Source organism: Streptomyces sp. NBC_00012 (genome assembly GCF_045040875.1).
In the GTDB taxonomy this organism is placed as follows: Bacteria; Actinomycetota; Actinomycetes; order Streptomycetales; family Streptomycetaceae; genus Streptomyces.
In genome coordinates, this window is the sequence record NZ_CP108309.1 from 7,123,834 (window position 1) to 7,139,586 (window position 15,753).

The window sequence follows — 15,753 nt, forward strand, 5'->3', positions numbered from 1 at the left end:
TTCCATGCGGGTGCTGGGTGTGGACCCGGGGCTGACCCGGTGCGGTGTCGGCGTCGTCGAAGGCGTCGCCGGCCGCCCCCTGACGATGCTCGGCGTCGGGGTCGTGCGCACCCCGGCCGACGCGGAGCTCGGCCACCGGCTGGTCGCCATCGAGCGCGGCATCGAGGAATGGCTCGACGAGCACCGGCCCGAATTCGTCGCCGTGGAGCGGGTGTTCAGCCAGCACAACGTCCGTACGGTCATGGGCACCGCCCAGGCCAGCGCCGTCGCCATGCTCTGCGCGTCGCGCCGCGGCATCCCCGTCGCCCTGCACACCCCCAGCGAGGTCAAGGCGGCCGTCACGGGCAGCGGCCGCGCCGACAAGGCACAGATCGGTGCGATGGTCACCCGGCTGCTGCGGCTCGACGCCCCGCCGAAACCGGCCGACGCGGCCGACGCCCTCGCCCTCGCCATCTGTCACATCTGGCGTGCCCCCGCCGTCAACCGCCTCCAGCAGGCCCACGCGGCAGCCGCCGCGGCCCGCGCCCCGCGCGTCCCCCGTACACCCGCAGTCCCCGTCCGGAAGGTCCCCCGATGATCGCCTTCGTCAGCGGCCCCGTCGCCGCGCTCGCCCCGACCACGGCCGTGATCGAGGTCGGCGGCATCGGCATGGCCGTCCAGTGCGCGCCGAACACCCTCGCCGCCCTCCGGATCGGCCAGGAGGCCAGGCTCGCCACCTCCCTCGTCGTACGGGAGGACTCCCTCACCCTCTACGGCTTCGCCGACGACGACGAGCGGCAGGTCTTCGAGCTGCTCCAGACCGCCAGCGGGGTAGGGCCCCGGCTCGCCCAGGCCATGCTCGCCACCCACAGCCCGGACGCCCTGCGCACCGCGGTCGCCACCGGCGACGAGAAGGCGCTGACCGCCGTGTCCGGCATCGGCAAGAAGGGCGCGCAGAAACTCCTCCTCGAACTGAAGGACAGACTCGGCGAGCCCGTCGGCGCCCACATCGGCCGCCAGGGCATCGGCACCGCCGTCACCACCTCCTGGCGCGATCAGCTCCAGGCCGCCCTGATCGGCCTCGGCTACGCCACCCGCGAGGCCGACGAGGCGGTCACCGCCGTCGCGCCCCAGGCCGAGGCGGCCATCGCCGAGGGCGGACGGGCCCCCGTGCCGCAGCTGCTGCGCGCCGCGCTCCAGACCCTCAACCGCGCGCGCTGACCGGAGCGCCACACCCCCGGGGACCACCCCCGACGCCGGGCCGGGCACCGCACGGCACCGAAACACCCGAGGCGGGACAGACTGAATGAACTGGGACGAGACCGGACCCGACACCGACGAGCGGCTCGACGAGCGCCTCGTCCACGCCGACGCGGACGGTGAGGACACCGCGGTCGAAGCGGCACTGCGACCGAAGGACCTGGACGAATTCGTCGGCCAGGAGAAGGTGCGCGAACAGCTCGACCTGGTCCTCAAGGCGGCCCGGGCCCGTGGCGCCACCGCCGACCACGTCCTGCTCTCCGGCGCCCCCGGCCTCGGCAAGACCACCCTCTCCATGATCATCGCGGCCGAGATGGGCGCCCCGATCCGGATCACCTCCGGCCCGGCCATCCAGCACGCGGGCGATCTCGCCGCGATCCTCTCCTCCCTCCAGGAGGGCGAGGTCCTCTTCCTCGACGAGATCCACCGCATGTCGCGGCCGGCCGAGGAGATGCTTTACATGGCGATGGAGGACTTCCGGGTCGACGTCATCGTCGGCAAGGGCCCCGGAGCCACCGCGATCCCGCTGGAACTGCCGCCCTTCACCCTGGTCGGCGCGACCACCCGGGCCGGACTGCTGCCGCCGCCGCTGCGCGACCGCTTCGGTTTCACCGGCCACATGGAGTTCTACGCACCCACCGAGCTGGAACGCGTCATCCACCGCTCCGCCCGCCTCCTCGACGTGGAGATAGACGCGGACGGCGCCGCCGAGATCGCCGGCCGTTCCCGCGGCACCCCCCGGATCGCCAACCGGCTGCTGCGCCGCGTCCGGGACTACGCCCAGGTCAAGGCCGACGGAAAGATCGACCGTCCGGTCGCCGCCACCGCCCTCGGGGTGTACGAGGTCGATGCCCGAGGCCTCGACCGGCTCGACCGTGCGGTGCTCGGTGCCCTGCTGAAGCTCTTCGGCGGCGGACCAGTCGGGCTGTCCACTCTCGCGGTCGCCGTGGGGGAGGAGCGCGAGACCGTCGAGGAGGTCGCGGAACCCTTCCTGGTCCGGGAGGGACTGCTGGCCAGGACGCCGCGGGGGCGGGTCGCGACCCCCGCCGCCTGGGCCCATTTGGGTCTGGTGCCTCCGCCGCAAGGCGGAAAGGGACAACAGGGCCTGTTCGGGGCGTGATCTGTCACAGGTTGACCGGCGCAGGAACCGCCGGGCGACTCCGGGCGTTGTTCCATCGATGCGGACTCGCTTAGACTCCGCCGATGCCGCCCTTACAGGTCGGTGTACCCACCCCCGTAGATACAGGCCGCCTTCCAGCGCGGTCGTGCGAAGGAAACTCGTCCCGTGAATCCCGTGACTCTCCTCCCCTTCATCGTGCTCATCGGGGCCATGTTCCTGATGACGCGGTCCGCCAAGAAGAAGCAGGCGGCCGCCGCCCAGATGCGCAACGAGATGCAGCCCGGCACCGGCGTCCGGACGATCGGGGGCATGTACGCCACAGTCAAGGAGCTGCACGACGACACGGTTCTCCTTGAGATCGCGCCCGGCGTCCACGCCATCTACGCCAAGAACGCCATCGGCGCCGTCCTCGACGACGCGGAGTACAACCGCATCGTCCACGGCGACGACGAGAGCGGCCTCGACCTCGACGGCACCGTCGTCCCGGACGACGCCTCCTCGCTGACCGAGGCCGATGCCGACAAGGACGCCCCGGACGACGCGCGCATCGACCTCGGCAAGAAGGCCGACGACGCCGAGCCGAAGGACGCGGAGTCCGGCAAGAAGTCCGAGGGCAAGGACGACGGCGAGGCCGACGCGAAGTAAGCCACGCCCGGGGAATGCCGTGAGCCCACCGGCGTCCGGCGTTCCCCGGTCCGTGCGATCTTCTGCGGGGGCGGGTCCCCACTACACTTCGTGGCCGCTCGGGCGCGTACCCGGCGCGGGGCGGTTGGACAGGGAGAAACGAGAAGGTGGCAGCACCGAAGAAGAGGCGAGCGCCGGCCGGCGGTCAGGGCAGGCCGGGGCGTTCCCTGGCTCTGATCCTGATCGCCATGGTCGCGCTCACCGGCGGGATGTTCCTGGCCGATCAGCCGACCCCACGGCTGGGCATCGACCTGGCGGGCGGCACGTCCATCACGCTGGAGGCGAAGAGCGAGCCGGGCCAGGAATCGGCGATCAACAAGACCAACATGGACACGGCCGTCCAGATCATGGAGCGCCGTGTCAATGGTCTTGGCGTCTCCGAGGCCGAGGTCCAGACACAGGGCGATCGCAACATCATCGTCAACATCCCCAAGGGCACGAACTCCGCCCAGGCCCGGGAGCAGGTCGGCACCACGGCCAAGCTCTACTTCCGGCCGGTGCTGACCGTCGCCCAGGGCACGCCCACCCCGAAGCCCAGCGCCTCGTCGTCCGGCAAGCCCACCCCGTCCGGCAGCCCGAGCGCCCCCACCGCGGACAAGGGGAAGGCCTCGTCGACCCCGAGCGCGAGCGCCACCACCCAGGGCCGCGCGGTCACCGGCGCCCTCAAGGCCGACTCCACGCCCACGCCGAAGGCGAGCACCACGCCGAAGGCGGACGCCACGCCCAAGGCCGACGCCACGCCGTCGGCGTCCGCCGCCGACCAGGCCGCCGCCGAGCTGCAGAAGAAGTTCGCGGCGCTCGACTGCTCCAGCAAGGCGTCCCGCGCCGAGGCCGCACGGGGCGCCAAGCCCACCGACACGGTCGTCGCATGCAGCTCCGAGGGTGACGCGAAGTACGTCCTCGGCCCGTCCGAGGTGTCGGGCACCGAGGTCGACAACGCCAAGGCCGGCTTCGACCAGCGCGGCATGTGGGTCGTCAACATGGAGTTCACCAAGAAGGGCTCCAAGCAGTTCCAGACGATCACCAAGAAGCTCTCCGCGCAGCAGCCCCCGCAGAACCAGTTCGCCATCGCCCTGGACGGCGAGGTCGTCTCCGCGCCCTCCGTGCGCACGACACTGAGCGGCAGCGCCGAGATCTCCGGCAGCTTCACCCAGCAGTCCGCCGAGGACCTGGCCAACGTGCTCTCCTACGGTGCGCTCCCGCTCTCGTTCAAGGAGCAGAGCGTCACCACGGTCACCGCCGCGCTCGGCGGTGAGCAGCTCCAGGCCGGTCTGATCGCCGGTGCCATCGGTCTGGCCCTGGTGGTCATCTACCTGGTGGCCTACTACCGGGGCCTCGCGTTCATCGCGCTCCTGAGCCTCCTGGTCTCCGGCATCCTGACCTACACGATCATGTCGCTGCTCGGCCCGGCCATCGGCTTCGCGCTGAACCTCCCGGCGGTCTGCGGCGCCATCGTGGCCATCGGTATCACCGCGGACTCCTTCATCGTGTACTTCGAACGGATCCGCGACGAGATCCGCGAGGGCCGTACGCTCCGCCCGGCCGTCGAGCGTGCCTGGCCGCGCGCCCGGCGCACCATCCTGGTCTCCGACTTCGTGTCGTTCCTCGCCGCCGCGGTGCTCTTCGTCGTCACCGTCGGCAAGGTCCAGGGCTTCGCCTTTACGCTGGGACTCACCACCCTGCTCGACGTGGTCGTGGTGTTCCTCTTCACCAAGCCCGTCATGACGCTGATGGCTCGTACGAAGTTCTTCTCCAGCGGTCACCCGTGGTCCGGTCTGGACCCGAAGCGGCTCGGCGCCAAGCCGCCGCTGCGCCGCTCGCGCCGTGTCAACGCCCCCACCGACCACCCGAAGGAGGCGTGAGATGTCGCGACTCGGCAGTCTCGGCGCCCGTCTCTACCGCGGCGAAGTCGGCTACGACTTCATCGGCAAGCGCAAGATCTGGTACGGGATCTCGATCCTGATCACCATCACGGCCATCGTCGGCCTGGCGGTCAGCGGCCTGAACATGGGCATCGAGTTCAAGGGCGGCGCGGTCTTCACCACCCCGAAGACAAGCGTCAGCGTCTCCGAGGCGGAGGATCTGGCGACGGAGGCATCCGGTCACCAGGCGATCGTCCAGAAGCTCGGCAACAGCGGTGGTCTGCGTATTCAGGTCAGCGGAGTCGACACCGCGAAGTCCGACCAGATCAAGGACCAGCTCTCCAAGGACCTCGACATCCCGACGGAGAAGATCGCCGCCGACCTGGTCGGCCCCAGCTGGGGTGAGCAGATCGCCAACAAGGCCTGGACGGGCCTCGGCATCTTCATGGTCCTCGTCGTGATCTACCTGGCCATCGCCTTCGAGTGGCGCATGGCCATCGCGGCCCTGGTCGCGCTGATCCACGACATCACCATCACGGTCGGCATCTACGCCCTGGTCGGCTTCGAAGTCACCCCGGGCACCGTGATCGGTCTGCTGACCATCCTCGGCTACTCCCTCTACGACACGGTCGTCGTCTTCGACAGCCTCAGGGAGAGCACGGGGGACATCACCAAGCAGACCCGCTGGACGTACAGTGAGATCGCCAACCGCTCCATCAACGGCACGCTGGTCCGTTCCATCAACACCACCGTCGTGGCCCTGCTCCCCGTCGCCGGTCTGCTCTTCATCGGTGGTGGCGTCCTCGGCGCCGGCATGCTGAACGACATCTCGCTGTCGCTGTTCGTCGGCCTCGCGGCCGGCGCGTACTCCTCGATCTTCATCGCCACCCCGCTCGTCGCCGACCTCAAGGAACGCGACCCGCAGATGAAGGCTCTGAAGAAGCGGGTCCTCGCCAAGCGCGCGGCTGCCGCCGCCAAGGGCGAGTCCGCCGAGGACGAGCAGTCGGACGGTGACCACCCGCGGGACGCCGCCCCCGCCGCCGCGGTCGTCGGCCAGCGCCAGCAGCCCCCCAGGGGCCACGGCCGGACCCCGGGGAAGCGTTGATGACCAGTACCACCGAGAGCACCCGCGAGCTCCTGCTCAGCCGGATCCGCGACGTCCCGGACTACCCGAAGCCGGGTGTGCTGTTCAAGGACATCACCCCGCTGCTCGCGGACCCGACGGCGTTCGCGGCCCTCACCGGCACCCTCGCGGAGCTGTGCGTACGGCACGGCGCCACGAAGGTCGTCGGCCTGGAGGCACGCGGCTTCATCCTGGCCGCCCCGGTCGCGGTCCGGGCCGGGCTCGGCTTCGTACCCGTCCGCAAGGCGGGGAAGCTGCCCGGAGCCACGCTCAGCCAGGCGTACGAGCTGGAGTACGGCACCGCCGAGATCGAGATCCACGCGGAGGACCTGTCCGCCGACGACCGGATCATGGTCATCGACGACATCCTCGCCACCGGCGGCACCGCCGAGGCCTCGCTGGAGCTGATCCGGCGGGCCGGCGCCGAGGTCGCGGGCGTCGCGGTGCTCATGGAGCTCGGTTTCCTCCCCGGCCGGGCCCGGCTGGAGCAGGGCCTGCGGGGCGCGCCGCTGGAGGTTCTGATCACGGTCTGAGCAGCACCGACCGTACGCGGCAGCGGATCGTGCGAACAGGACGGGCACCCGGGAACAACCGGGTGCCCGTCCCGCGTTGTCAGGAGTCTCACGGTCCGCGGGGGAGGACCGGCCGCAGGGTCGATACGATGGCCTCTCCGGGTACCCGGATCCGCACGAGGAGCGCTCTTGCCAGACGAGGCCCAGCCAGTCGCCGCCCCGCAGCCCGACAAGCCCGCGGCGGCCTCAGCCACGCCCGGGAAGAAGCAGCCCGCGGACAAGCCGAAGCCCCCGGCCCCCGAGCCCGGTTCGGGCCCGGACCGGGCGAGCGGCCCGGCGCCCGGGGCCGCGCCCGCTTCCCCCGTCCAGCCGACCGCACCCGTCTCCCCGGCCGCGTCCGCCCCGAAGCCCCCCGCGAAGCCCGCGGCCAGACCGGTCCCGCCGAGCGCCTCCGCGACCCGCTCCGGCGGCTCGTCCAGCCGGGTGCGGGCCAGGCTGGCCCGTCTCGGCGTGCAGCGTTCCAGCCCGTACAACCCGGTCCTCGAACCGCTGCTGCGCGCGGTCCGCAGCAACGACCCCAAGATCGAGACGTCCACGCTGCGTCAGATCGAGCGCGCCTACCAGGTCGCCGAGCGCTGGCACCGCGGCCAGAAGCGCAAGAGCGGCGACCCGTACATCACCCATCCGCTCGCCGTCACGACGATCCTCGCCGAGCTGGGCATGGACCCGGCCACGCTGATGGCCGGGCTGCTGCACGACACGGTCGAGGACACCGAATACGGCCTGGACACCCTGCGCCGCGACTTCGGTGACCAGGTGGCCCTGCTCGTCGACGGCGTCACCAAGCTGGACAAGGTCAAGTTCGGCGAGGCCGCCCAGGCCGAGACCGTGCGCAAGATGGTCGTCGCCATGGCCAAGGACCCCCGGGTCCTGGTCATCAAGCTCGCCGACCGGCTGCACAACATGCGCACCATGCGCTACCTCAAGCGGGAGAAGCAGGAGAAGAAGGCCCGCGAGACGCTTGAGATCTACGCCCCGCTGGCGCACCGCCTGGGCATGAACACCATCAAGTGGGAGCTGGAGGACCTCGCCTTCGCGATCCTCTACCCCAAGATGTACGACGAGATCGTCCGTCTCGTCGCCGAGCGGGCCCCCAAGCGCGACGAATACCTCGCCATAGTGACCGACGAGGTCCAGGCCGACCTGCGCGCCGCCCGGATCAAGGCCACCGTCACCGGGCGGCCGAAGCACTACTACAGCGTCTATCAGAAGATGATCGTGCGGGGCAGGGACTTCGCCGAGATCTACGACCTGGTGGGAATTCGGGTACTTGTCGACACGGTCCGCGACTGCTACGCGGCGCTCGGCACCGTCCACGCGCGATGGAATCCGGTTCCCGGCCGGTTCAAGGACTACATCGCGATGCCCAAGTTCAACATGTACCAGTCGCTGCACACCACGGTGATCGGTCCCAGCGGCAAGCCCGTCGAACTCCAGATCCGCACCTTCGACATGCACCGCCGCGCCGAGTACGGCATCGCCGCGCACTGGAAGTACAAGCAGGAGGCCGTCGCGGGCGCCTCCAAGGTGCGCACCGACGTCCCCAAGAACACGGGCGGCGGCCGGAGCCAGGACACCGTCAACGACATGGCGTGGCTGCGCCAGCTCCTGGACTGGCAGAAGGAGACCGAGGACCCCAGCGAGTTCCTGGAGTCGCTGCGCTTCGACCTCTCCCGCAACGAGGTCTTCGTCTTCACACCCAAGGGCGACGTCATAGCGCTGCCCGCGGGTGCGACGCCGGTCGACTTCGCGTACGCGGTGCACACGGAGGTCGGCCACCGGACGATAGGAGCACGGGTCAACGGGCGGCTCGTGCCGCTCGAATCGACGCTCGACAACGGCGACCTGGTGGAGGTCTTCACCTCCAAGGCGGCCGGCGCCGGACCCTCCCGGGACTGGCTGGGCTTCGTCAAGTCGCCCCGCGCCCGCAACAAGATCCGGGCCTGGTTCTCCAAGGAGCGCCGCGACGAGGCGATCGAGCAGGGCAAGGACGCCATCGCGCGTGCCATGCGCAAGCAGAACCTGCCGATCCAGCGCATCCTGACCGGCGACTCCCTGGTCACCCTGGCCCACGAGATGCGCTACCCCGACATCTCGTCGCTGTACGCGGCGATCGGAGAGGGACATGTCGCGGCCGCCGGGGTCGTGCAGAAGCTGGTCCAGGCGCTCGGCGGCGAGGACGAGGCCAACGAGGACATCGCCGAGAGCTCGCCGCCCTCGCGCAGCCGCAACAAGCGCCGCTCCAACGCCGATCCGGGCGTGGTCGTCAAGGGCGTCGACGACGTCTGGGTCAAACTGGCCCGCTGCTGCACGCCCGTCCCCGGCGACCCGATCATCGGTTTCGTCACCCGGGGCAGCGGCGTCTCCGTGCACCGTGCCGACTGCGTCAACGTCGACTCGCTGTCGCAGCAGCCGGAACGGATCCTGGAGGTCGAGTGGGCGCCGACCCAGTCCTCGGTCTTCCTGGTCGCCATCCAGGTCGAGGCCCTCGACCGGTCCCGGCTGCTCTCGGACGTCACCCGCGTCCTGTCCGACCAGCATGTCAACATCCTGTCGGCGGCCGTGCAGACCTCCCGGGACCGGGTGGCCACCTCGCGCTTCACCTTCGAGATGGGCGACCCGAAGCACCTCGGCCACGTACTGAAGGCGGTACGCGGCGTGGAGGGCGTCTACGACGTCTACCGGGTGACCTCGGCCCGCAGGCCGTAGCACGGACCGGCACCCGCCGGCGGTGAGGCTCCGGCCTCCGCCGCCGGCGGACGGTGCCCGGCTACGCGTCGACCTCGTACTGGCCGTACTCCAGGAAGTACCGCATCTCCTCCGGCGTGCCGTCGATCGCCTCGCCGACCGCCGCGCGAAGTGCTTCGCTGATGTCGGGGCGGGCCAGGATGCGGAAGAGGGCGACGCGGTCGTCCTCGGCCTGGGCGAGGCGGTAGCTGGTCTCCAGCCACTGCCGTATGTCCTGCGGGGCCCCGCTGTCGAGGAGCTGGTTGATTTCCTTGGTGACCCGCTTGCCCGAGTCCGGGTCGGCGAGGATGCGGAAGAGGGCGACCTGGTCGTCCTCGGCCTGGGCCAGGGGGTAGCCGGTCTCCAGGAAGTACCGCATGGCTTCCGTGGTGCCGATGTCCAGGGCTTCGTTGGCCTCCCGGACGACCCTCCTGCCGCTGTCCTCGTCCGCCAGGATGCGCAGGATCGCGATCCGGAGGTCGTCGTCGGACATCTCACCCACCGGTGTGCCGGAGCCGTCGGCCGCCGGTGCCGTGGACAACGCGGTGGACGGGGAAGCTTTCCCGGCGGCGAAGGCCGGGCCGGTCAGCAGAAGCGCCGGGGCCAGAGCGGTGGCCGCGACGGTCAGAGCGGCACGGGTCAGTCTCATCTGTGGACCTGCCTCAAGGACGTGGTGATCTCGGAGGATTCCGGCAGCCGCACGAAGCGCGCCGGTGCGGTGATTGTCGTCCCTGCCCCGGCTGCGGATCACTGCCTGGTTCCGGCAGTGACCACGACTCCTCGCTGCCGACCGCGCACAGCGGGTCGCGGCCGGGGCCACGCCGTGCGGCAGTCGCGCTGTGACGACACCACGGCGGGACCGGTGAACGCCGCGTACGGCCCGGGCACGCGAGAGGGGCTTCCCCGCGCGAACGCAGGGAAGCCCCTCGGGCGAAGAGTCAGGAGGTGTCAGCCGCCGAACTCCTCAAGGCCCTTCAGAGCCTGGTCCAGCAGCGCCTGCCGGCCCTCCAGCTCCTTGGCGAGCTTGTCGGCGCGGGCGTTGTTGCCCGAGGCGCGGGCCGTGTCGATCTGCGAACGCAGCTTGTCCACGGCGGCCTGCAGCTGACCGGTCAGACCCGCGGCGCGCGCACGCGCCTCCGGGTTCGTCCGCCGCCACTCCGACTCCTCGGCCTCCTGGAGCGCCCGCTCCACCGCGTGCATCCGCCCCTCCACCTTCGGGCGGGCGTCACGCGGTACGTGGCCGATGGCCTCCCAGCGCTCGTTGATGGCCCGGAACGCGGCCCTGGCCGCCTTCAGGTCCTTCACCGGCACCAGCCGCTCGGCCTCGACCGCGAGCTCCTCCTTCAGCTTGAGGTTCTCGCCCTGCTCCGCGTCCCGCTCGGCGAAGACCTCGCCGCGGGCGGCGAAGAAGACGTCCTGGGCACCGCGGAAGCGGTTCCACAGATCGTCCTCGGCCTCGCGCTGGGCGCGGCCCGCCGCCTTCCACTCCGTCATCAGGTCGCGGTAGCGGGCGGCCGTGGTCCCCCAGTCGGTGGACCCGGAGAGCGACTCCGCCTCGACGACCAGCTTCTCCTTGGCCTTGCGGGCCTCCTCGCGCTGGGCGTCCAGCGATGCGAAGTGTGCCTTGCGGCGCTTGGAGAACGCCGAGCGGGCGTGCGAGAAGCGGTGCCACAGCTCGTCGTCGGACTTGCGGTCGAGCCTCGGCAGGCCCTTCCACGTGTCGACGAGCGCACGGAGCCGCTCGCCCGCGGAGCGCCACTGCTCGCTCTGCGCCAGCTCCTCGGCCTCGGCGACCAGAGCCTCCTTGGCGTGCTTCGCCTCGTCGGTCTGCTTCGCCTTCTGGGCCTTGCGCTCCTCGCGCCGCGAGTCGACCGTCGCGACGAGTGCGTCGAGCCGCTTGCGCAGCGCGTCGAGGTCACCGACGGCGTGATGCTCGTCCACCTGCAGACGCAAGTGCTCGATGGCGGTCGTCGCGTCCTTCGCCGACAGGTCGGTGGTCTTCACCCGCCGTTCGAGGAGGCCGATCTCGACCACAATGCCCTCGTACTTGCGCTCGAAGTAGGCCAGAGCCTCCTCGGGGGAACCCGCCTGCCACGATCCGACGACCTGCTCGCCGTCGGCTGTCCGCACGTACACGGTGCCGGTCTCATCGACACGGCCCCACGGGTCGCTGCTCACAGCGCCTCCTCCACCTGATGCCCGCGAGAGGGTTCGCCCCCCTGGCATCGTCCACAGTTTCCTGGGGCGGGCAGCGCCCGCCCTGCACAACGCCCAATCTAGGCGACCGGCCGCCCGGCTGTCCGCACTCAGCGCGGCCGAAATAAATCCGTCCCGCGCTCGCCGCCACCGGTCGGCCGGCCGGTCACGACTTGTCGACAGCCGCCTTGGTGATCTTCACTTCCTTCTTCGGCGCACCGTCGGGGACACCGCCGGCCGCGCCCGCCGCGCCGATGTCCTTGACGGCCTTGAGCGAGGCGTCGTCCATCGTGCCGAACGGGGTGTAGTTGGGCGGAAGCTTGCTGTCCTTGTACACCAGGAAGAACTGGCTGCCGCCGGTCTGCGGGCCGGCGTTCGCCATCGCCACCGTGCCCGCCGGATAGGTCACCATGCCGTCCTTGGCCGGCTTGCCCAGCCCGGTCAGGTTCTCGTCGGGGATGGTGTAGCCGGGACCGCCCGTGCCGTCGCCCTTGGGGTCACCGCACTGCAGGACGAAGATGCCCTGCGTGGTCAGCCGGTGACACTTGGTGCCGTCGAAGAAGCCCTTGTCGGCCAGCGACTTGAAGGAGTTGGCGGTGTGCGGGGTCTTCGCCGCGTCCATCGTGAACGCGATGTCGCCCTGGCTCGTCCCGAGCGACATCTTGTACTCGGCCTTCTTGTCGATCTTCATCGCGGGCTCGGGCGCCTTGCTCTCGCTCGGTGCCGGCGACGCCTCGGCCGACGGGCTCGCGCTCGCGGCGGCGTCCGCCTTGTCCTTCTTGTCGTCGTCGCCGAGGGCGAGGTACGAGCCCACGCCCACGACCGCCACCACGGCCACCGCGGACGCGATGACGACCGTCAGCCGCCTCGTCCTGCGGCGGGCCTCCTCCCGGCGCTGCTGCTGCCGCTCGAACTTCTCCCTGGCGAGCTGCCGCCGCCGCTGATCGCTGCTGACCACCGGGTGATCTCCTTGTAGGTCGTGTGATGGGGCCTTGGCTGCCCCGTACCGTATATGGGTTAGCTGTGGAATGAGGAGCGCCGGTAGGCTCTGAACTGCCGCGACCTTCTCAGTCGCCATCCGCCGTCGGACGACCATTTAAGGACGATCGTGCTCATTGCCGGGTTCCCCGCAGGGGCCTGGGGGACCAACTGTTATCTGGTCGCCCCGGCCGCAGGCGAGGAGTGCGTGATCATCGACCCGGGCCACCAGGCCGCGGCCGGAGTCGAGGAAGCACTGAAGAAGCATCGGCTGAAGCCCGTCGCCGTCGTACTGACCCACGGCCACATCGACCACGTCGCCTCGGTCGTCCCCGTGTGCGGCGCGCACGACGTCCCCGCCTGGATCCACCCCGAGGACCGCTACATGATGAGTGACCCGGAGAAGGCCCTCGGCCGCTCCATCGGGATGCCGCTCATGGGCGAGCTGACGATCGGGGAGCCGGACGACGTCAAGGAGCTGAGCGACGGTGCTCTGCTGAAGCTGGCCGGTCTGGAGTTCGGTGTCGCGCATGCGCCCGGCCATACCAAGGGGTCGGTGACGTTCAGGATGCCCGAGGCCGCGGATGTTCCGCAGATCCTCTTCTCGGGCGACCTGCTCTTCGCCGGCTCCGTCGGACGCACCGACCTGCCCGGCGGCGACCACGCCGAGCTGCTCGAGTCGCTGGCCCGTGTGTGCCTGCCGCTCGACGACTCGACCGTGGTGCTGTCGGGCCACGGACCCCAGACGACCATCGGCCGTGAGCGCGCCTCGAATCCGTTCCTGAACGGCATGGACGCGCCCCGACGAGGAATGTGACGAGAGAATTCCCGTGAGCACTTTCAAGGCCCCCAAGGGCACGTACGACCTGACTCCGCCCGACTCCGCCAAGTACCTTGCGGTGCGCGAGGCGATCGCCGCACCCCTGAAGAACTCCGGCTACGGCTACATCGAGACACCCGGCTTCGAGGACGTCGCGCTCTTCTCCCGCGGTGTCGGTGAGTCCACCGACATCGTGACCAAGGAGATGTACACCCTCACCACCAAGGGCGGCTCCCAGCTGGCCCTGCGCCCCGAGGGCACCGCCTCCGTGCTCCGAGCCGCACTGGAGGCCAACCTCCACAAGCTCGGCAATCTCCCCGTGAAGCTCTGGTACTCCGGCTCGTACTACCGATACGAGCGGCCGCAGAAGGGGCGCTACCGCCACTTCTCGCAGGTCGGTGCCGAGGCGATCGGTGCCGAGGACCCGGTGCTGGACGCCGAGCTGATCATCCTGGCCGACCAGGCGTACCGCGCGCTCGGTCTGCGTGACTTCCGCATCCTGCTCAACTCGCTGGGCGACAAGGAGTGCCGCCCCGTCTACCGGGACGCGCTCCAGGGCTTCCTGCGCGAGCTCGACCTGGACGAGGAGACCCGCCGCCGCATCGAGATCAACCCGCTGAGGGTTCTCGACGACAAGCGGCCCGAGGTGCAGAAGCAGCTGACCGGTGCTCCGGTGCTGCGCGACTACCTGTGCGACGCCTGCAAGGCGTACCACGAGGAGGTGCGCGACCTGCTCTCCGCGGCGGGTGTGGTCTACGAGGACGACGAGAAGCTCGTCCGCGGCCTCGACTACTACACCCGCACCACCTTCGAGTTCGTCCACGACGGGCTCGGCTCGCAGTCCGCGGTGGGCGGCGGCGGTCGCTACGACGGTCTGTCCGAGATGATCGGCGGACCGGCGCTCCCGTCGGTCGGCTGGGCGCTCGGCGTGGACCGTACGGTGCTCGCGCTGGAGGCGGAGGGCATCGAGCTCGAACTGCCCGCCGCCACAAGCGTCTTCGCGGTACCGCTCGGCGAGGAGGCCCGCCGGGTGCTCTTCGGCGTCGTGACGCAGCTGCGCCGCGAGGGTGTGGCGGCGGACTTCGCGTACGGGAACCGGGGCCTCAAGGGCGCGATGAAGAGCGCGAACCGCTCGGGGGCCCGCTTCACGATCGTCGCGGGCGAGCGTGACCTGGCCGAGGGAGTCGTCCAGCTCAAGGACATGGAGTCCGGCGAGCAGACGGCCGTGCCGCTGTCCGGCGCGGTCGAGGCGGTCCGCGAGCGCCTGGCCTGAGGCGTCGTCGGGGTGGCCGGCGGGATCCTTCCGTCGGCCCCCCGACCTCGGGCGGTAGCGGGGAAGCGCGCCACCGCCTCACGTACCGTCAACTCGGCGGGTGCGGATTCATCCTGGCAGGCGATGCCGGCCCGGGAACACCAACGTCGGTCGGTACGGGCCGGATCGACGCCGAGCGCTGTGACGGACTCTTCGTCACGGCTGCGACGGCCCTGCGGGTCCCCGGTCGTGATCTTCCCGCCCCGTTCGGCCCGGGGCTCCCGAAGCCCTCGCCCGGCCGGATCCCCAGGTCCGGGCCGTCCGTGGCGGTCGGTTCGGCGTAGCGCTTCCCCGGTCCGCGTACCTCCACCGCGAATTCGGTCATGGCGCGGAGCCGGCGCAGACCTCCGCGTTCCGCGCCGGTCGTGCGCAGACCTTCGGGTACACCTTTATGTCCATCGAACAGAAGATCTGTGCCGTGGTACGGCACAATGACCGTGCCCAGCAGGCCACTCACTGATGGAACGGCGATATGACGACTGCAGCGGTTGACCATCCCTCCTCCGAACAGGACGAGGACGGCGGGAAGAAGACGATCGGCGGCAGTCGGGCGCTCGCACTGCTGCTGGTGATCACGGGTGCCGCCGGACTCCTCGCCGCCTGGGTCATCACCATCGACAAGTTCAAGTTGCTGGAGGACCCCAACTTCACACCGGGCTGCAGCCTCAACCCGGTCGTCGCTTGCGGCAACATCATGAAGAGCGAGCAGGCGGCCGCCTTCGGCTTCCCGAACCCGATGCTCGGCATGGCCACCTACCCCGTGATCATCGGAATCGGGCTGGCACTGCTCGCGGGCGCCCGCTTCCGCAGCTGGTACTGGCTCGGGATGAACGCCGGCACCCTGTTCGGCGTCGGCTTCTGCACCTGGCTCCAGTACCAGTCGCTCTACAACATCAACTCGCTCTGCCTCTGGTGCTGCCTGGCCTGGGTCGCCACGATCTTCATGTTCTGCTACGTCACCACGCACAACATCAAGCACCGGATCATTCCCGCGCCGAACTGGCTGCGCAATGGTCTGACGGAGTTCCACTGGGTGCCGCCGGTCCTGTGGGTCGGCGTCATCGGCATGCTGATCCTGACCCGCTGGTGGGACTTCTGGACCAGCTGACGGACCCCAGGG

At 70.2% G+C, this 15,753-nt stretch carries 14 protein-coding genes; 11 read left to right on the forward strand and 3 right to left on the reverse strand.

Annotation, left to right across the window (positions count from 1 at the left end; genetic code table 11):
* The first annotated feature begins 4 nt into the window (after positions 1-4).
* The 8 genes from ruvC to OHA19_RS32665 all read left to right on the forward strand — a co-directional run bounded on the left by ruvC (position 5) and on the right by OHA19_RS32665 (position 9,309).
* On the forward strand, positions 5-577 hold the full coding sequence (gene ruvC / locus OHA19_RS32630; protein WP_405710785.1) for a crossover junction endodeoxyribonuclease RuvC: 573 nt from the start codon (positions 5-7) through the stop codon (positions 575-577).
* Positions 574-1,200, forward strand: coding sequence for a Holliday junction branch migration protein RuvA (gene ruvA / locus OHA19_RS32635; RefSeq protein WP_405710783.1), 627 nt, complete (start codon positions 574-576; stop codon positions 1,198-1,200). The genes ruvC and ruvA overlap by 4 nt, the downstream gene beginning before the upstream one ends.
* A gap of 85 nt (positions 1,201-1,285) precedes the next feature.
* Entirely contained in the window at positions 1,286-2,359 is a 1,074-nt protein-coding gene (ruvB, locus tag OHA19_RS32640; protein WP_405710781.1) for a Holliday junction branch migration DNA helicase RuvB, read from the forward strand.
* A gap of 165 nt (positions 2,360-2,524) precedes the next feature.
* On the forward strand, positions 2,525-3,004 hold the full coding sequence (yajC, locus tag OHA19_RS32645; protein WP_405752493.1) for a preprotein translocase subunit YajC: 480 nt from the start codon (positions 2,525-2,527) through the stop codon (positions 3,002-3,004).
* Positions 3,005-3,150: 146 nt separating this feature from the next.
* A complete protein-coding gene (gene secD, locus OHA19_RS32650; protein ID WP_405752496.1) occupies positions 3,151-4,905 on the forward strand; it encodes a protein translocase subunit SecD in 1,755 nt (584 codons plus the stop codon).
* 1 nt (position 4,906) lies between these two features.
* Positions 4,907-6,010, forward strand: a complete 1,104-nt coding sequence (gene secF / locus OHA19_RS32655; RefSeq protein WP_405752498.1) for a protein translocase subunit SecF — start codon at positions 4,907-4,909, stop codon at positions 6,008-6,010.
* A complete protein-coding gene (locus OHA19_RS32660) occupies positions 6,010-6,561 on the forward strand; it encodes an adenine phosphoribosyltransferase (protein ID WP_405752500.1) in 552 nt (183 codons plus the stop codon). Before secF ends, OHA19_RS32660 begins: the two co-directional genes overlap by 1 nt.
* A gap of 168 nt (positions 6,562-6,729) precedes the next feature.
* Entirely contained in the window at positions 6,730-9,309 is a 2,580-nt protein-coding gene (locus OHA19_RS32665; RefSeq protein WP_405752503.1) for a RelA/SpoT family protein, read from the forward strand.
* A 61-nt stretch (positions 9,310-9,370) separates the two neighbouring features.
* On the opposite strand, the gene OHA19_RS32670 is transcribed toward OHA19_RS32665, so the two are convergent.
* The 3 genes from OHA19_RS32670 to OHA19_RS32680 all read right to left on the reverse strand — a co-directional run bounded on the left by OHA19_RS32670 (position 9,371) and on the right by OHA19_RS32680 (position 12,481).
* Positions 9,371-9,976, reverse strand: coding sequence for an ALF repeat-containing protein (locus OHA19_RS32670; protein ID WP_405752506.1), 606 nt, complete (start codon positions 9,974-9,976; stop codon positions 9,371-9,373).
* Positions 9,977-10,275: 299 nt separating this feature from the next.
* Positions 10,276-11,505 carry a DUF349 domain-containing protein gene (locus OHA19_RS32675; protein ID WP_405710767.1) on the reverse strand — a complete coding sequence of 410 codons (1,230 nt, stop codon included), beginning with the start codon at positions 11,503-11,505 and terminating at the stop codon, positions 10,276-10,278.
* Between the two features lie 184 nt (positions 11,506-11,689).
* The gene (locus OHA19_RS32680; protein WP_405710765.1) at positions 11,690-12,481 is read right to left on the reverse strand and encodes a peptidylprolyl isomerase; all 792 of its coding nucleotides are present in this window, start codon (positions 12,479-12,481) and stop codon (positions 11,690-11,692) included.
* Positions 12,482-12,631: 150 nt separating this feature from the next.
* Between OHA19_RS32680 and OHA19_RS32685 the strand changes: the two genes are divergently transcribed.
* The 3 genes from OHA19_RS32685 (at position 12,632) to OHA19_RS32695 (ending at position 15,741) form a co-directional block, all read left to right on the forward strand.
* Complete coding sequence (locus tag OHA19_RS32685) at positions 12,632-13,318, forward strand: MBL fold metallo-hydrolase (protein ID WP_266917225.1); 687 nt, start codon at positions 12,632-12,634, stop codon at positions 13,316-13,318.
* A gap of 13 nt (positions 13,319-13,331) precedes the next feature.
* Complete coding sequence (gene hisS, locus OHA19_RS32690) at positions 13,332-14,594, forward strand: histidine--tRNA ligase (RefSeq protein WP_405710762.1); 1,263 nt, start codon at positions 13,332-13,334, stop codon at positions 14,592-14,594.
* 511 nt (positions 14,595-15,105) lie between these two features.
* Positions 15,106-15,741 (forward strand): vitamin K epoxide reductase family protein, encoded by a 636-nt coding sequence (locus tag OHA19_RS32695; RefSeq protein WP_405710760.1) that lies wholly within the window; start codon positions 15,106-15,108, stop codon positions 15,739-15,741.
* Positions 15,742-15,753: the final 12 nt, after the last annotated feature.